Source organism: Pseudonocardia alaniniphila (genome assembly GCF_022524485.1).
In the GTDB taxonomy this organism is placed as follows: Bacteria; Actinomycetota; Actinomycetes; order Mycobacteriales; family Pseudonocardiaceae; genus Pseudonocardia; species Pseudonocardia alaniniphila.
Window position 1 is genome coordinate 300,119 of sequence record NZ_JAKXMK010000006.1, and the last position, 15,497, is coordinate 315,615.

Here is a 15,497-nt window from a genome sequence, read left to right on the forward strand (position 1 = left end):
TCAGTCCGGGACGGGCTTGCCCTCCGCGTCGAGCCGCAGCGGGAGCCCGAACATCGGGAACAGCGTCTCCACGTCGAGGAACGAGGTGTACCCGCGGATGCGGCCCTGGTCGATCTCCAGCACCTGCACGGCCCACCCGAAGTAGCCGTCTCCGTCGGGATCACGCCGGTACTGGCCGAACGACGGCTGCCCGTTGGCCTCCAGCGGCACCAACCGCGACCCTGCGCAGCCGATTCCGTGGCCGGTCCAGAAGGTGCTGATCTCCTTTGGGCCCTGCAGCCACAACGTGAACGGCGGCATGTTCAGGATGGCGTCGTCGTGCAGCAGCGTGACGAGCTCGGCGACGTCGTACCGCTCGAACGCGTCGGCGTAGCGCGTCAGGAGCGCGCGATGGTCGTCGTCCATCTCGTCGACCGGCGCGGGGCTGTCGAGGTTGTTCTCCGCGAGGGTGGCCCTGGCTCGCTGCAGGGCACTGTTGACCGAGGCGACCGTGGTGCCGAGCAGCTCGGCGACCTCCGACGCCTTCCACTGCAGCACCTCGCGCAGGATCAGCACCGCACGCTGCCGTGCGGGCAGGTGCTGCAATGCAGCGACGAACGCGAGCCGGACGGACTCCCGGGACACCGCCACCTCCGCGGGATCGGCCACAGTGGGTAGGACGCGGGCGTCGGGGATGGGCTCCAGCCAGGAGATCTCGCTGGTGGGAGGGTCGAGCGGCGCCTCAGCGGACCCCGCCTGCCCGAAGTCCATCGGCCGGGCCCGCCGCTTGCGGCCGTCGAGCATGGTGAGGCAGACGTTCGTGGCGATCTTGTAGAGCCAGGAACGCACCGAGGAGCGACCCTCGAAACGGTCGAACGACCGCCATGCCCGCACCATCGTGTCCTGCACGGCGTCCTCGGCGTCGGCCGACGAACCGAGCATGCGGTAGCAGTACGCCGTGAGCTCCACCCGATGCTGCTCCCACGTTGTGGGCGGGGCGGCATCTTCGGTGGCGAGATCACTCATCCGGGGTCCCCTCTCCTCGCGCGTGTGGCTTCGCGCCCGTGCGGGGCAGCGTAGGGGGCGACACCGACAAAACCACCAACGATGACGTGAACGGGTCCGTTACGCCTGCTGCGACGCCGGTTTCCGCCCGACCAGCAGATCGCGGCCCGCGAGGACACCGACGACGCCCTGCGGCACGAACAGCACGAGCAGCAGCAGGAGCGGGAGCGTCCACGATCCGGTGGCGTCGTGCACCACGCCGACGATGAACGGGCCCACCGCGGCGAGCATGTAGCCGATGCTCTGCGCCATTCCGGACAGCTGCGAGGTGTGCGGTGCGTCGGGGGAGCGGAGCCCCACCAGGGTCAGGGCGAGCCCGAGCGCCGCACCCTGCCCGAGGCCGAGCAGCGCCATCGACGGAATCTCGCCCCCCGGCAGCAGGATGACGCCGATCAGACCCAGTGCCGAGACACCCGTGATGACGAGAGCGACCGCTCGCTGCCTGCGGAATCGCGCGGCGAGCATCGGCGCGGCCATGGATCCGATGATGCCGACGAAGCTGGCCAGCGACAGCAGCCACCCTGCCGCCTCCGCGCCGAACCCGCGGCCCACGAACACGGCGGGGATCCACGCCGAGACGGCGTAGTAGCCGAGCGACTGCAAACCCATGAACCCCGTGACCTGCCAGGCCAGCCTGTCACGCCAGAGCCCGCCCACCCCTCCCGTCGAACCGATGCGGTGGACCCGCCGCGTCTGCGGGAGCCAGATCACCAACGCGACAAGCGCGAACAGGCCCCACACGGCAAGCGCGCCGCGCCAACTCAGGCCCGCCGCCTGCGCCACCGGCACCGTGATCCCGGCGGCAAGCGCACCACCTGCGGAGACCGCCATCGTGTACAGCCCCGTCATCACGCCGGTGCGGTGGGAGAAGTCCCGTTTGATCAGGGCGGGGAGCAACACGTTGCCGGTGGCGATCGCGGCGCCGGCCATCACGTTTCCGACGAAGAGCAGAGCCACCAGGCCCACCGAGCGGACGGCGAAGCCCGCGCACAGCAGCACCAGCGCGCCGAGGATCGTGCGCTCGATGCCGAACCGCCGCGCCAGCCAGGGAGCAGCCGGCGCGAACAGGCCGAAGCAGAACACGGGCAACGCGCTCAGCACCCCGGCCGCCGTGCTCGACAGCTCCTCGGCCGCCGCGATCTCCGACAGCACCGGGGCGACACCGACGACAGCAGGCCGCAGGTTCGCCGCGACCAGCACGATGGCGACGCCGATCCACAACGACGTCATGCGCGCGGACAGGCGTGGCCGGGACTCCGTCGTGACGGCGGCGTTCACCGGCTTCCCTCGACAAGCCGCCGGGCGGCCGCGAGGTAACTGTCCGCCGCCGCACGGGCCGCGGCAGGGTCGGATGCGGCGATCGCCGCCGCGAGTTCGTCATGGCCGGGGATGGCGGCCCGGTCATGATCGAGCTCGGCGATCTCGGCGACCGTGCGCTGCAGTGCCTCGGTCAGCCCGGCGTAGAGGTCGATGAGCACGGGGTTGCCGGTGGCGGCGATCACAGCGAAGTGGAAGGCGAGGTCCGCGGAGACGAAGGCCGCTCGGTCACCGCCGTCGCACGAGGCCCGGCGAGCGTCCGCGGCGGCCTGGATGGCGGCCAGGTCCGCGTCGGTGCGCCGCAGCGCAGCAACCGCGGCGGCATCGCGTTCCAGGCTCGTCCGTACCGCGAGCACGTCGAGCGCCGCTGAGCGCCGGGCCCGGCGAAGGATGGCGGCGCGGAGTCCATTGGTCGCACGCACGTAGGTACCGTCACCACGGCGGGGCTCGAGCAGGCCGGCGTGTTCGAGGGCCCGCACGGCCTCCCGCACGCTGTTGCGACCGACACCGAGGGCCGCGACGAGTTCGGGCTCCGGCGGGATCTTCGATCCGAGCGGCCACTCACCGCTCTCGATCAGCTGCTCGAACTGCGTCACGATCTCGTCGCACACCCGTCCGGTGCGCACGGCAGATAGACCCACGAATCAATCCTAACATCCCATGTTTGAGGCTCCGGTCCGTCGCAGACCGGAAAGAAGAGCTCGTACCGTCGTCACCCGCATTCACGACAAGCAGGACGATTCGATTCCTACCTCAGGTGAGTTGCGAGTCACTCGGGCGGGCAGGGCAATAATCGACGGTGCCCGGAACCGAAGCGCAGCTGACGAGAGAGAGTCATGCAGGATCAGGTCATGGATTTTGAAACCGCCGTGTTCGACAAGGAGTACATCACTCTGGGCGACCGGCGGGAGGCGATCATTCGCGGCGGACGACACCTCTTCGACCGACTTCCCCGCGCGTTCGACGGTGTGAACCAGATCGGCGTGATCGGCTGGGGACCGCAGGGTTCCGCCCAGGCGCAGAACCTCCGCGACTCCCTGAACGGCGCCATCAAGGTCACGGTCGGCCTGCGGTCCGGATCGGGCTCGTTCGACCAGGCGAGAGCGGCAGGCTTCCGCGAGGAGGACGGCACCCTCGGCGAGATGTTCGAGGTGATCCGCGCGTCCGACCTGGTCATCCTGCTGATCTCCGACGCCGCCCAGGCCGAGTTGTACGACCAGATCTTCGCGGCGCTGCGGCCCGGCACCACGCTGGGCTTCTCCCACGGCTTCCTGCTCGGGCACCTCACCGCAGCAGGCAAGCAGTTCCCCGCCGAGGTCGACGTGATCGCCGTCTGCCCGAAGGGGATGGGCGCCTCGGTCCGGGCCCTCTACGTCCAGGGCAAGGAGGTCAACGGCGCCGGCATCAACGCCAGCTTCGCCGTGCAGCAGGACGTCACCGGTCACGCCACCGATCGTGCGCTGGCCTGGTCGATCGCACTCGGCGCGCCGTACACATTCCAGACCACCCTGCGTTCGGAGTACCTCTCCGACCTCTCGGGCGAGCGCGCGATGCTGCTCGCCGGGGTACACGGAATCGTGGAGAGCCTCTACCGGCGCTACCGCGACCACGGAATGAGCGACGAGAACGCGTTCCGGCACTCCACGGAGTCGGTCACCGGCCCGATCTCGAAGATCATCTCCAAGGACGGGCTCGACGGGCTCTACCGGCGGCTCGACAGCGACGGGCGGGCGGTCTTCGCCCAGGCGTACTCCGCCGCGTACCCCGTCGGTGTCGAGCTGACCCACGAGATCTACGACGAGGTGCTGTCCGGCAACGAGATCAACAGCGTGGTGCTGGCCGGGCAGCGGCTCGCCCGCTTCCCGATGGGAAAGATCGACCAGGCCGACATGTGGCAGGTGGGCCAGAAGGTCCGGGCCGACCGCGTCGAGAACGACATCCCGCTCGACCCCTTCACCGCCGGTGTCTTCTGCGGCGTGATGATGGCCCAGGTGGACGTCCTGCTCGAGCGCGGGCACCCGTACTCGGAGATCGCCAACGAGTCGGTGATCGAGGCCGTCGACTCACTCAACCCGTACATGCACGCCCGCGGCGTGGCGTACATGGTGGACAACTGCTCGACCACCGCCCGGCTGGGAGCCCGCAAGTGGGCACCGCGGTTCGACTACCTGCTCACCCAGCAGGCCTACCCCGCCGTCGACAACGAGCAGCAGGCGGTGGACACCAAGCCGTTCGAGGCCTTCGAGGGGCACGTCATCCACCAGGTGCTGCGGGTCTGCGCCGAGCTGCGGCCGTCGGTGGACATCTTCGTGGAGTGACGCCCGCCCGGCCCGGCTCCCACGGGAGCCGGGCCGGGGGAGCGGGTCGCCTCACTCACCCGACACGGCCCGCAGAAGCTCTACGCACCGCTCACACCGCTCGCCGGACACCAGCTCCTGCCACGTCGTGTCGGGCTGTCGCACCCAGTCCGCATCGATCAGGTGCGCCGGTGTGTTCGTGACCATGTCCAGGGCGTGCACCACGGCGAGCCCACCGGACTGCCCCACTTCGCGCGCGGTGATCCATCGCAGCCGCATGCCGTCCTGTCCGCCGAGCGCCGCCTGCACGCTGCTGGTCGACCACACCGCGCCTCCTCGGGCGGTCGGCTCTCCGTCGGCAGTGAGGCCCTCCGCGATCGCACGGAGCGTCGAACCGGCAGCCCGCTCCTCGAGCACGCGGCGCACCACACGCTCCGGCAGCACGGCCGGGCGCCCGAGCCGCACGCCGGCAGCCCGCTTCGCCGCGAGCGCATCCTTCGTCCGCTGCGAGATCACACGGCGCTCGTACTGCGCCGTGCTGGCGACCATGTGTGCCACCAGCTCACCAGAGGGCGTCGAGGTGTCGACGTCGACATCGAGACACACGAGCCGCCAACCCTGCCGCGAGGCGCGGTCCAGCAGGCCGGAGAAGTCGTGCACCGATCGCGAGATGCGGTCGAGCTTGGACGCGATCAGCACCTCGGCGCCGCCTGCTTCCAGCCGAGCGAGCGCGGAGTCCAGCTCCGGCCGGTCGAGGTCGCGTCCCGACCAGGCGGAGTCGATCACCCACTCCACCCTGGTCCAGCCGCGGCGGACGATCTCGGCCTGGATCGCCATGCGCTGGGCGTCGAGCCCGGCGCCGGACTCGGCCTGCTGCTCAGTGCTCACCCGCAGGTAGGCGAGCACGCGGGGGTCGCCGGTCGAGCGCGCGCGGCGGGTGCGGCGGGGACTGGTCACGCCTCAACTTTACGAGATACGGGCCTTTAACGTAAATCTGAGCCGGGGGAGAGATCCGAGCCAGGGGAGTGGCCCCCCTTCGGCCCCCGGCCCAGGGACTCCAGTGCCTCGGCCGCGCCCGCGAGATACGCCCGCTGCGCGTCGTCGGCCGCCACCTCACCGGCGTCCACGGCAGCCAGGACAGCGCGCAGCGAGGCGGCGACGCGCGCAGGATCGGGCACGCCATCAGGCTCGCCTCGAGGCATGGGCCACAGCCTGCCGTGGGACGTGCGCAAGTGCACGCACCACAAGCTCCACGGCCCCGGCCGGCACCCGGTCGGGCGGCCCGAAGCCCCAACTGGCGAGGCTCCTCGTTCGAAGATACGTTCGATTCATGAGTCAGAACAACGCCCCCGCGGATCCCACAGCAGCGAAAGACCCGGACGAGTGGACCACCGGCGACGAGCCGATGACGGGCGCCCAGAGTTCCTACCTGCAGACACTGGCACGGGAAGCCGGCGAGCCTGCGCCGTCCGACGACCTGTCCAAGGCGGATGCCTCGAAGCGGATCGACGAACTGCAGGAACGCACCGGCCGCGGCCGCTGAACCAGCGGCACTCCACGCTGGTCGGCGCTACGTTATGACAGCCCACCATCACTCGGTGCGGGTGGCCGGGCCGTCCCGTCATCGTGTCCACCAGCGCAACTCCGGCGCGGCATGGCACGATCTCGCGCGTGCCCAGCAGACCCGCCGCGACCCAACAGCTGCGTGACCTCGCGCTGCTGCGCCGCGTCCGCGATCGGATGGACCGGGAGTACGCGCAGCCACTCGACGTCGAGGCGCTCGCCCGCGGCGTGAACATGTCGGCCGGTCACCTCAGCCGCCAGTTCCGGCTCGCCTACGGCGAATCGCCCTACGCGTATCTGATGACGCGGCGCATCGAGCGCGCGATGGCGCTGCTGCAGCGTGGCGACCTCAGCGTCACCGAGATCTGTTTCGCAGTCGGCTGCTCGTCGCTGGGCACCTTCAGCACGCGCTTCACCGAACTGGTCGGCGTGCCACCCAGCGTCTACCGACGCCAGGTGACCGGCGCGACGGCGGGCATGCCTCCGTGCGTGGCGAAGCAGGTGACCAGACCGATCAGGAATCGAGAAGCGCCGGTCACCGAGCCGCACCTAGCGTGACCGTCATGGATCTCAGCATCTACCAGACATTCCTCCCACACGACGACCCCAAGGCCTCCCTGGCCTTCTACCGCGACACCCTCGGCTTCGAGGTCCGCAACGACGTCGAGTACGAGGGGATGCACTGGATCACGATCGGCCCCGCCGACCAGCCCGGCACGTCGATCGTCCTGCACCCGCCTGCCGCCGACCCCGGCATCACCGACGACGAGCGCCGCACCATCGCCGAGATGATGGCCAAGGGCACCTACGCCAGCATCAACCTGGCCACCAAGGACCTCGACGCCACCTTCGAGCGGCTTCAGGCCGGCGACGCCGAGGTCGTCCAGGAGCCGACCGACCAGCCATGGGGCGTTCGCGACTGCGCCTTCCGCGATCCCGCGGGCTGCATGGTCCGCATCTTCGAGGTGCGCTGAGCCGTCCGGCCACCACACGGCCTGACCTGCTGCGCGAACACCACCCCGCGGCGGAGGGCGGCCCCTGAGTGCCGCCCCCGTCCCGCTCCCGCGCTCGGCGTCCTCGAGGCGTCGTGGTGCCACCCCGTGCGCCGTACCCGGTGCCGCTGTCCTCCAGCCAGGACGGCGATGCACTGCTGCCGTCGAACGCCGCCATCGACGTCGACGACCGGCTGGACGTCCCACCCGGCACGGCGCCGGGGCGTCGCTCGTCCTCGGAGGAGATCCCCCATGAACTGGAACAAGAGGGTTCGGCAGGTCCATCGCTGGCTGTCCATCGCCTTCACGGTCACTGTCGTCGCCACCACCGTCGCCTTGCTGCAGGAGGAGCCCGCCATCTGGGTGTCCTACACGCCACTGCTCCCGCTGGCCCTGCTCCTGCTCACCGGCTTGTACCTGTTCGCGCTGCCGTACGCCGCCAAGCGGAACGGCAGGCGGCGCGCCGCTCGCGCGAACTAACCCGGATATGCGGCACGCCTGATCAGCTGGAGAGCGTGCCGACGAACGAGAACCCGACTTACTGCGCCAAGATGGTCGGCCCGAGCCAGGCGACGCCGACGGTGGCCGCGCCCCACAGATGGAGACACGATGAGCACGGTCATGCCGATCGACACGCAGCCGTCTGCGCTGCACGTTGCTGACAGCCACGACCTGATCCGCGTGCACGGTGCGCGCGTGAACAACCTCAAGGACGTCAGCGTCGAACTCCCGAAGCGCCGGCTGACGGTGTTCACCGGCGTGTCCGGCTCGGGCAAGAGCTCGCTCGTGTTCGCCACGATCGCCGCGGAGTCGCAGCGGATGATCAACGAGACCTACAGCGCCTTCGTGCAGGGCTTCATGCCGACGCTGGCGCGGCCCGACGTCGACGTGCTCGACGGGCTGACCACCGCGATCATCGTCGACCAGGAGCGATTGGGCGCCAACGTCCGCTCCACGGTCGGCACGGTCACCGACGCCAACGCGATGCTGCGCATCCTCTTCAGCCGCCTCGGCCAGCCGCACATCGGCTCACAGCAGGCGTTCTCGTTCAACGTCGCCTCGATCAGCGGAGCGGGGGCCGTCACGCTCGATCGCGGCGGGCAGAAGGTGAAGGAACGTCGCGAGTTCAGCATCACCGGCGGCATGTGCCCGCGCTGCGAGGGCATGGGCTCGGTATCCGACTTCGACCTGACGGCGCTGTACGACGACACCAAGTCGCTCAATGACGGCGCGATCACGGTCCCGGGCTACAGCATGGACGGCTGGTACGGGCGCATCTACCGGGGCTGCGGCTTCTTCGACCCGGACAAGCCGATCCAGAAGTTCACCAAGCGCGAGCTCCACGACCTGCTTCACAAGGAACCGACCAAGATCAAGGTCGAGGGGATCAACCTGACCTATGCGGGCCTGATCCCGCAGATCCAGAAGTCGTTCCTCTCCAAGGATCGTGAGGCGATGCAGCCGCACATCCGGGCGTTCGTCGACCGCGCGGTCGTCTTCGCCACGTGTCCCGAGTGCGACGGCACCCGGCTCAGCGAGGCGGCCCGGTCGTCGAAGATCGCGGGGATCAGCATCGCCGACGCCTGCGCCATGCAGATCAGCGACCTGGCCGGGTGGGTCAGCGGTCTGGACGAGCCGTTGGTGGCACCGCTGCTCACCACGCTGCGGAGGACCCTCGACTCGTTCGTCGAGATCGGGCTGGGCTACCTCTCCTTGGACCGGCCGTCAGGCACGCTCTCGGGTGGCGAGGCGCAGCGCACCAAGATGATCCGCCACCTCGGGTCGTCGCTCACCGACGTCACCTACGTCTTCGACGAGCCCACCATCGGGCTGCACCCCCACGACATCCAGCGGATGAACAACTTGCTGCTGCAGCTGCGCGACAAGGGCAACACCGTCCTGGTCGTGGAGCACAAGCCGGAGGCGATCGCGATCGCCGACCACGTCGTCGACCTCGGCCCACGAGCCGGAACCGCGGGCGGCGAGGTGGTATTCGAGGGCACCGTCGACGGGCTGCGGGCCAGCGGCACGCTCACCGGGCGGCACTTCGACGACCGGGCCGCCCTGAAGCCGTCGGTGCGGACGGCGTCGGGGGCGCTGGAGGTGCGCGGCGCCGACACCCACAACCTGCAGGGCGTCGACGTCGACATCCCGCTCGGCGTGCTGGTCGTGGTGACCGGCGTGGCCGGGTCGGGAAAGAGCTCGCTGATCCACGGTTCGGTGGCCGGCAGGGACGGGGTGGTGGCGATCGACCAGGGCGCGATCCGCGGCTCGCGCCGGAGCAACCCGGCGACCTACACCGGCCTCCTCGACCCGATCCGCAAGGCGTTCGCGAAGGCCAACGGCGTGAAGCCGGCGCTGTTCAGCGCCAACTCCGAGGGTGCCTGCCCCACGTGCAACGGCGCAGGCGTCATCTACACCGACCTGGCAATGATGGCCGGCGTCGCCACCACGTGTGAGGAGTGCGAGGGCAAGCGGTTCGAGGCGTCGGTGCTGAACTACCACCTCGGCGGCCGGGACATCAGCGAGGTGCTCGCGATGTCGGTGACCGACGCCGAGGAGTTCTTCGGCGCCGGAGAGGCACGCACACCAGCCGCACATGCCATCCTCGACCGGCTCGCGGCAGTCGGGCTCGGCTATCTCACCATCGGCCAGCCGCTCACCACGCTGTCCGGCGGCGAGCGGCAGCGGCTCAAGCTGGCCACGCACATGGGCGAGAAGGGCGGCGTCTACGTCCTCGACGAGCCGACCACCGGCCTCCACCTCGCCGACGTCGAGCACCTGCTCGGCCTGCTGGACCGGCTCGTCGACGCCGGCAAGTCGGTCATCGTCATCGAGCACCACCAGGCGGTCATGGCGCACGCCGACTGGATCATCGACCTCGGCCCCGGCGCCGGTCACGACGGCGGGCGGATCGTCTTCGAGGGCACACCCGCCGACCTCGTCACCGGACGCTCCACCCTCACCGGCGAGCACCTCGCGGCGTACATCAGCACCTGACGGACATCTCGCTGGGTGCCCGCCTAGTGTCGGTCACGTGGCCGGCCCCTTGCACTTCGATGCTCTCGCCGAGACCTACCAGCAGGCGCGACCGCCCTACCCGGAAGCCCTGTGGGACCGCCTGCGAGAGCTCGAGGTGCTGAGGCCCGGTGTGCGGGTGATCGAACTGGGCGCGGGCACCGGCGAGGCCACGATGCGGCTGCTCGGAGCCGGCGCCGACGTCGTGGCGGTCGAGCCCGGTCGTGCACTCGCGGCGCGTCTTCGACTGCGTTGCCCGAGTGCTCGGGTCGTCATCGCCCGCGCCGAGGATGCGGCAATGGGTGAGGCGCAGTTCGACCTGGCAGTGGCCGCGACATCGGTGCACTGGCTCGATCTGGGCGTCGTGATTCCGAAACTGCGTCGAGCCATCGTGGACGACGGGCATCTCGCGGTATGGCGAACAGCTTTCGGTGATCCCCGTACGACCACGCCGTTCCGAGATCGCATCGACGCGATCGTCGCCCGGCGTGTCGACGAGCCCGTCAGGCCGGGTCCCGGGGAGCTCGACACCGAGGGCTGGGCTCGCCTCTTGTCATCGAGCGGCGACTTCACCGTCGTCCACGTCGATGAGTTCCGATGGACCATCGATCTCAGCGCGGACCAGGTCCACGGCCTGTTCCGCACCTTCAGCAACTGGACGGCCAGCGAGGCGCAAGCGGCTGCCGAAGCGGCTCGTGATCTCGGCGGGACGGTGACCGAGCACTACGTCACGCCGCTCATTCTGTTGCGGCGAACCTAGCTCGTCGCCGTGATGGCCTGGGACGGCCGTGAGGAAGAAATGCCGCCTCGCCGACGAGAAGCTGCCCGTCACCGAGGTGGCCCGGCGCGATCAACTGACGTCGCCGGATCGGCCTGATCGGACGTTTCATGCTCACCGCCGAGGAGCCGTCGCGACGGTTTGCATGCCCGACGGAGGGAGACGGGCTTTTGATGTCGCAGCAGTTGGGCGTCTACAATTTCTCGCGCCGTCCCGTTGTCGGGATTACCGGCTTATACATCAACGGAGTTAATCCTCCCATCGTTGTGATTCGCTGGACGTGATCCATCGACCAGAGCAAGATCGAGAAGCCGACAAGCAAGCCATCAAGATCAGGAGCAAGACGGTGACCGAAAACAACGCCGCGGCCACGACTTCTGGGCGCGTTGCGATCGTGACCGGTGGATCGAAGGGGATCGGTCGTGAGACCGCGGCCCGGCTGGGCCGTGAGGGCTACGCGGTGGTGATCGGGTACGGGGGCAGCAAGGACAGCGCCGAGCAGGCTGTCAAGGACGTCGAGCAGGCCGGCGGTCGTGCGGTCGCCGTACAGGCCGACGTCGCCGACGAGATCGCGGTGGCAGCGCTGTTCGACCGGGCCGAGCAGGAGTTCGGCGGAGTCGACGTGGTCGTGAACTCGGCCGGCATCATGCCGCTGGCCCCACTGGCCGAGCTCGACCTCGAAGTGCTCGACCGGGTCATCCGCACCAACCTGCGCGGCACGTTCGTGGTCAACCAGCAGGCCACCCATCGGGTCCGCAACGGCGGTGCGATCGTCAACGTCTCCAGCTCGCTCACCAAACTGGCGCGGCCGGCGTACTCCGCCTACGCGGCAAGCAAGGGTGGCGTCGAGGCGATCACACTGATCCTCGCCCGCGAGATGCGCGGCCGCGACATCACCGTCAACGCCGTCGCCCCCGGCCCGACCGCGACATCACTGTTCTTCGACGGCAAGCCCCAGGAACTCATCGACCGGATCACCGCCGAGCCGCCGCTGGAGCGCCTCGGAGAACCGTCCGACATCGCCGAGATCATCGCCTTCCTGGCCGGCCCGGCCCGCTGGATCAACGGCCAGGTCATCTACGCCAACGGCGGCTCGGTCGCCTGACGCTCGGCGGGTGCCTGCGGGCGTCTTCAGACGCATCTCCTCGGCGAACGGTCCGTCGATCATCGTCCGCTCGTTGCCCGAGAAACGCCCGCCGGCGGAGCTCGGCTCGAGGCCGCCGGCCGCGAGCAGGGACACGACGACCGCGACATGCCGGAGGCGCGTGGTCAGGTGCGGCGGAGGGTCTGTGGGGCCGTTCGCCGTGGGCGCGGCGGTACTGCTCGGCGAACCGGCCGACGTTGCTGAAGCCCCAGCGGCGGGCGATGCCCGCGACAGTGGCACCGTCGAGCGTTCGGGCCGCGAGCAGGTCGGCACGGGCGCCGCTCAGGCGCGCGCGGAGCAGGTAGGCCTGCGGTGTCGTGTCCCGTTCCGCGCGGAACCCGAACTGCAGGGTACGGACGCTGACGCCGACCTCGCGGGCGAGCCGTGCGGTGGTGAAGTGTTCGGTGGGGCGGGAGTCCACCAGTGCGACGGCTGCCTGTACCGCGGTGCGGGCAGCGCCGCCACGGACCTCCTGTGCCATGAGGGACCGGACGTCGGGTTGGCTCAATAGGAGGGCCAGCATCGCCTGCTCGCGCAGCCGTGTGGTGATCGCTGCCGGCCAGGCGTCCAAGCCGGCGAACTGGGTGGCTGTGAGCCGGATGAGGTGGGCCAGCCCGTGCAGGCCGGCGACGCCGTCAGGTGTGTGTACGCACACGGCCAGCCGTGGGTCGGTGTCGTCGCGGCCGGTGAGGAGCCGGGCGAACGACCGCAGTGCGGGGGCCTCGACGCGCAGCATCGTCAGCGACAAGTCGGGGCTCCAGTCGAGCGTCATCGAGGCGTGTGGGCTGATCACCGCGGCGTTCCGTGGTGCGATGGCGTCGAACCGCGCGCCGTCGTGGTCGACGCGGACCACGCCGCGCAGGGGCAGGAGCGTGTCGATGTAGCCGTCCATCGGTGGGGCGGTGACGGTGAGGCCCGCGGCGTAGTTGAGGTGGTAGAGCGCGACCGTCCCGAGTGAGACACCGCGGATGCGGGCGTTGATCGCGCCCCGGCTCACCTTCAGGCGGTGTGGTGAGAGCAGCTGTGTCCCACGGGCCTCGGCCTCCTCCACCGAACGTGTGCTCACCAGGAGCCGTCCGACCGCGGACTGCTCGTACATCGGCGCAGGTAACGCTGCTCCGGACATGAACGTCTCCTCGCCATTCGCACATACCCCTTCGACTTCGACGATACTGTTAACAAATCTTGACACCGGAATTTGTTATGGAACGTCCGGGATATGCACGCCGACGGTCGGATTGCGCATCGTGCACCGTGGCCACGGTGCCCAGCGCCTGTCGAGAATCGACTGTGGCGCGCCACGTATCGCCTGGTCAAAGAGTTTGAAGAATTGATGTAGGAATTCCCTCCGCACCACCCCTGAGGGCGGCATCCTGCGTTGGGGAATGTCCGGGATCCGCACGGCCGACGGCCGATGTGCGCAGTGCGGCGCTCGACCCGATCCAGGGGCATAGCCTCGGGCGAGCACTGGCTCCGGCTACATAACACCAGGTTTGGACGAAAGGAGATGGCGACCCACATGAGGACGATCGCGGTCGAGGAGGCGTTCAGGCTCCCACAGCTGGCCACGCAGGTGACCCCGTGGAGCAATAGCGTGTTGCGGGCCGACCGGCTGGACGCCTCGTACGCCATCCTCGAGCCTCTCCGCACGCTCGCCGAGTTGCCCTCGCACTACGTGCGGAAGAACGTGGTGATCACGATGAGCGGCGTGTGCTCGCACGCGGCACTGCTGGGCGCCGTGCTGGAGATCGGTGTCGATCACGCGATGTTCGCCGTCGACTACCCGTATGAGTCGACGGCTGACGCTGTCCGGTTCCTGCGGTCGGCACCGTTCAGCGAGACCGACCTGGCTCGCATCTCGCACCGCAACGCCGAGCGGGTGTTCCGGCTCGGCCCCAGGGCCACGCCTCGGGCCTGACGCCGACATGCAACTGTCGCCCCTTCGAACCGATAATCGGCGTTATGACAGTTCAAGGCAGCGAGTTGCATCCGCTGGCGACCGCTCACCCTGTTGAGTGTTGGGCTTGCTGGCCATCAGGCGCTCACCGTCGGCGCATCGGTGCCGAGGCCAAGATGCGGTCGTAGTCGCTTAAGGTCGCGGTGCTCAACCTGGGCATCACGCACCGGCGTGATCCGGGATCGGTGCAGCGCGCGCAGCCGGACCGCTGCGGCAGCGTGCGCGGGGTCGGTGACGCTCTGGTGGCGGGCCCAGCAGCGAGCGTGGCGGGCGACCTCGACCCCGTCGCAGGTGACCACGACCTGCTCGAGGTCCGCGACCAGCTCGACGCGGCGGCCGATCACCGACGGATCCACCGAGTAGTCGTTGCCGTCCAGACGCAGGTAGTGATCCCGCCCCAGCCGCGTGCTGGCTCGCCACCCGACCGTCGGCGCCACCGGCGGCAGCGCCAGCATCGCCGCCCGGTCGATGCTCCACCGCTGGACCGGCCGAGCCCCGAGGCGCCGGTGCCAGCGACCGTTGGCCAGGACAAGCCAGTCACGCAGCTGGGTGTTGAAGTCCTCGGGGCCAGCGAAGCGACGGCCGGGCAGGAACGAGGTCTCGAAGTAGCCGTTGACCCGCTCGACCAGACCCTTGGATTCCGGATCCCGCGGGCGACACTGCACGATCGTGATCCCGAGCGCGCCGCGAAAGGCATGCATCGCCTCGGTCAGCTGCGGGCAGCCCGCTCGCCAGGAGCCGACCGCGGACTCGTTATCCCAGACCAGCGCCCGTGGCGTCGCGCCCCAACCGGTCAGCAAGACCCAATGCCCGGCCAGCAAGTCCTCGCTTCGTCGAGACGGGATCATCCGCGCGGTGATGACCCGCGAATGACCCGACACCATCACCAGCACCGGCGGCCGCTCGTGCTGGTCGGCACCGACCGGGACATCGACCGGCGGGAACCACAGATCGCACTGAGCCAGCTCCCCGGATCGATACTCGGTGCGCGAGACCGGGTCCGCAGGCACGAACAACGGCCGCAGCTCAGCGATCCGGTCGAACAACACCGTCCGACCCCGCGTCCAGCCGATCCGCTCCATGATCACCATCGAGGGCATCGTCGGGAACTCCAACAGCAACGCCCGGATCTGCGGCTCCATCACATCGACGATCGAGCCCTTCCGCGGCCGCTGATACCGCGGCGGAACGTCGCTGACCAGCGCCTTCTTCACCGTGTTCTTCGAGATCCCCAAATGCCGCGCGATCGCCCGAATCGGCATCTGCTCGGACCGGTGCAACCGACAGACCTCCGCCCAGTCCTCCACCCTCAACACCTCATGATCGTCAGAGGTGGGTCAACATTCACCCGGAACCAAAGGGTCAGGATTCAGCCGGAACCGACAAG

16 protein-coding genes are annotated in these 15,497 nt (G+C 69.3%); 9 read left to right on the top strand and 7 right to left on the bottom strand.

Annotation, left to right across the window (positions count from 1 at the left end):
• The 3 genes from MMF94_RS08185 to MMF94_RS08195 all read right to left on the bottom strand — a co-directional run bounded on the left by MMF94_RS08185 (nt 1) and on the right by MMF94_RS08195 (nt 3,002).
• Nucleotides 1-1,005, bottom strand: a complete 1,005-nt coding sequence (locus MMF94_RS08185) for a sigma-70 family RNA polymerase sigma factor (protein ID WP_241035682.1) — start codon at nt 1,003-1,005, stop codon at nt 1-3.
• Nucleotides 1,006-1,104: 99 nt separating this feature from the next.
• A complete protein-coding gene (locus MMF94_RS08190) occupies nt 1,105-2,322 on the bottom strand; it encodes a CynX/NimT family MFS transporter (protein ID WP_241035683.1) in 1,218 nt (405 codons plus the stop codon).
• A complete protein-coding gene (locus MMF94_RS08195; RefSeq protein ID WP_241035684.1) occupies nt 2,319-3,002 on the bottom strand; it encodes a FadR/GntR family transcriptional regulator in 684 nt (227 codons plus the stop codon). The genes MMF94_RS08190 and MMF94_RS08195 overlap by 4 nt, the downstream gene beginning before the upstream one ends.
• 210 nt (nt 3,003-3,212) lie before the next feature.
• Here MMF94_RS08195 and MMF94_RS08200 point away from each other — a divergent pair, with 210 nt between their 5' ends.
• Nucleotides 3,213-4,679 (top strand): ketol-acid reductoisomerase, encoded by a 1,467-nt coding sequence (locus MMF94_RS08200; RefSeq protein WP_241035685.1) that lies wholly within the window; start codon nt 3,213-3,215, stop codon nt 4,677-4,679.
• A gap of 51 nt (nt 4,680-4,730) precedes the next feature.
• Here the strand turns inward: MMF94_RS08200 and MMF94_RS08205 are convergent, their stop codons facing one another.
• A complete protein-coding gene (locus tag MMF94_RS08205) occupies nt 4,731-5,615 on the bottom strand; it encodes a recombinase family protein (RefSeq protein ID WP_241035686.1) in 885 nt (294 codons plus the stop codon).
• Nucleotides 5,616-5,641: 26 nt separating this feature from the next.
• Nucleotides 5,642-5,836 (bottom strand): hypothetical protein, encoded by a 195-nt coding sequence (locus MMF94_RS08210; protein ID WP_241035687.1) that lies wholly within the window; start codon nt 5,834-5,836, stop codon nt 5,642-5,644.
• A gap of 152 nt (nt 5,837-5,988) precedes the next feature.
• On the opposite strand from MMF94_RS08210, the gene MMF94_RS08215 reads away from it, so the two are divergent.
• The 7 genes from MMF94_RS08215 (at nt 5,989) to MMF94_RS08245 (ending at nt 12,114) form a co-directional block, all read left to right on the top strand.
• Nucleotides 5,989-6,201 (top strand): DUF3072 domain-containing protein, encoded by a 213-nt coding sequence (locus MMF94_RS08215; RefSeq protein ID WP_241035688.1) that lies wholly within the window; start codon nt 5,989-5,991, stop codon nt 6,199-6,201.
• 128 nt (nt 6,202-6,329) lie between these two features.
• A complete protein-coding gene (locus tag MMF94_RS08220) occupies nt 6,330-6,779 on the top strand; it encodes a helix-turn-helix transcriptional regulator (protein WP_241035689.1) in 450 nt (149 codons plus the stop codon).
• 5 nt (nt 6,780-6,784) lie between these two features.
• Nucleotides 6,785-7,195 carry a VOC family protein gene (locus MMF94_RS08225; RefSeq protein WP_241035690.1) on the top strand — a complete coding sequence of 137 codons (411 nt, stop codon included), beginning with the start codon at nt 6,785-6,787 and terminating at the stop codon, nt 7,193-7,195.
• Between the two features lie 270 nt (nt 7,196-7,465).
• A complete protein-coding gene (locus MMF94_RS08230; protein ID WP_241035691.1) occupies nt 7,466-7,693 on the top strand; it encodes a hypothetical protein in 228 nt (75 codons plus the stop codon).
• Between the two features lie 129 nt (nt 7,694-7,822).
• Nucleotides 7,823-10,213, top strand: a complete 2,391-nt coding sequence (locus MMF94_RS08235) for an ATP-binding cassette domain-containing protein (RefSeq protein WP_379660320.1) — start codon at nt 7,823-7,825, stop codon at nt 10,211-10,213.
• A 37-nt stretch (nt 10,214-10,250) separates the two neighbouring features.
• Nucleotides 10,251-10,991 carry a class I SAM-dependent methyltransferase gene (locus MMF94_RS08240; protein WP_241035692.1) on the top strand — a complete coding sequence of 247 codons (741 nt, stop codon included), beginning with the start codon at nt 10,251-10,253 and terminating at the stop codon, nt 10,989-10,991.
• A gap of 364 nt (nt 10,992-11,355) precedes the next feature.
• The gene (locus MMF94_RS08245) at nt 11,356-12,114 is read left to right on the top strand and encodes an SDR family oxidoreductase (protein ID WP_241035693.1); all 759 of its coding nucleotides are present in this window, start codon (nt 11,356-11,358) and stop codon (nt 12,112-12,114) included.
• Here MMF94_RS08245 and MMF94_RS08250 read toward each other — a convergent pair.
• Nucleotides 12,083-13,279, bottom strand: a complete 1,197-nt coding sequence (locus MMF94_RS08250; protein WP_241035694.1) for an AraC family transcriptional regulator — start codon at nt 13,277-13,279, stop codon at nt 12,083-12,085. The genes MMF94_RS08245 and MMF94_RS08250 overlap by 32 nt on opposite strands.
• A 393-nt stretch (nt 13,280-13,672) precedes the next feature.
• On the opposite strand from MMF94_RS08250, the gene MMF94_RS08255 reads away from it, so the two are divergent.
• Nucleotides 13,673-14,071, top strand: a complete 399-nt coding sequence (locus tag MMF94_RS08255; RefSeq protein ID WP_241035695.1) for an amidohydrolase family protein — start codon at nt 13,673-13,675, stop codon at nt 14,069-14,071.
• Between the two features lie 116 nt (nt 14,072-14,187).
• Here the strand turns inward: MMF94_RS08255 and istA are convergent, their stop codons facing one another.
• Complete coding sequence (gene istA, locus MMF94_RS08260) at nt 14,188-15,426, bottom strand: IS21 family transposase (RefSeq protein ID WP_241035696.1); 1,239 nt, start codon at nt 15,424-15,426, stop codon at nt 14,188-14,190.
• Nucleotides 15,427-15,497 lie beyond the last annotated feature (71 nt).

Coding starts and splice junctions, on each gene's coding strand:
- MMF94_RS08200 (WP_241035685.1), top strand. CDS start 3,213: ATGGATTTTGAAACCGCCGTGTTCGACAAGGAGTACATCACTCTGGGC.
- MMF94_RS08225 (WP_241035690.1), top strand. CDS start 6,785: ATGGATCTCAGCATCTACCAGACATTCCTCCCACACGACGACCCCAAG.
- MMF94_RS08235 (WP_379660320.1), top strand. CDS start 7,823: ATGAGCACGGTCATGCCGATCGACACGCAGCCGTCTGCGCTGCACGTT.
- MMF94_RS08255 (WP_241035695.1), top strand. CDS start 13,673: ATGAGGACGATCGCGGTCGAGGAGGCGTTCAGGCTCCCACAGCTGGCC.
- MMF94_RS08230 (WP_241035691.1), top strand. CDS start 7,466: ATGAACTGGAACAAGAGGGTTCGGCAGGTCCATCGCTGGCTGTCCATC.
- MMF94_RS08215 (WP_241035688.1), top strand. CDS start 5,989: ATGAGTCAGAACAACGCCCCCGCGGATCCCACAGCAGCGAAAGACCCG.
- MMF94_RS08185 (WP_241035682.1), bottom strand. CDS start 1,005: ATGAGTGATCTCGCCACCGAAGATGCCGCCCCGCCCACAACGTGGGAG.
- MMF94_RS08250 (WP_241035694.1), bottom strand. CDS start 13,279: ATGTCCGGAGCAGCGTTACCTGCGCCGATGTACGAGCAGTCCGCGGTC.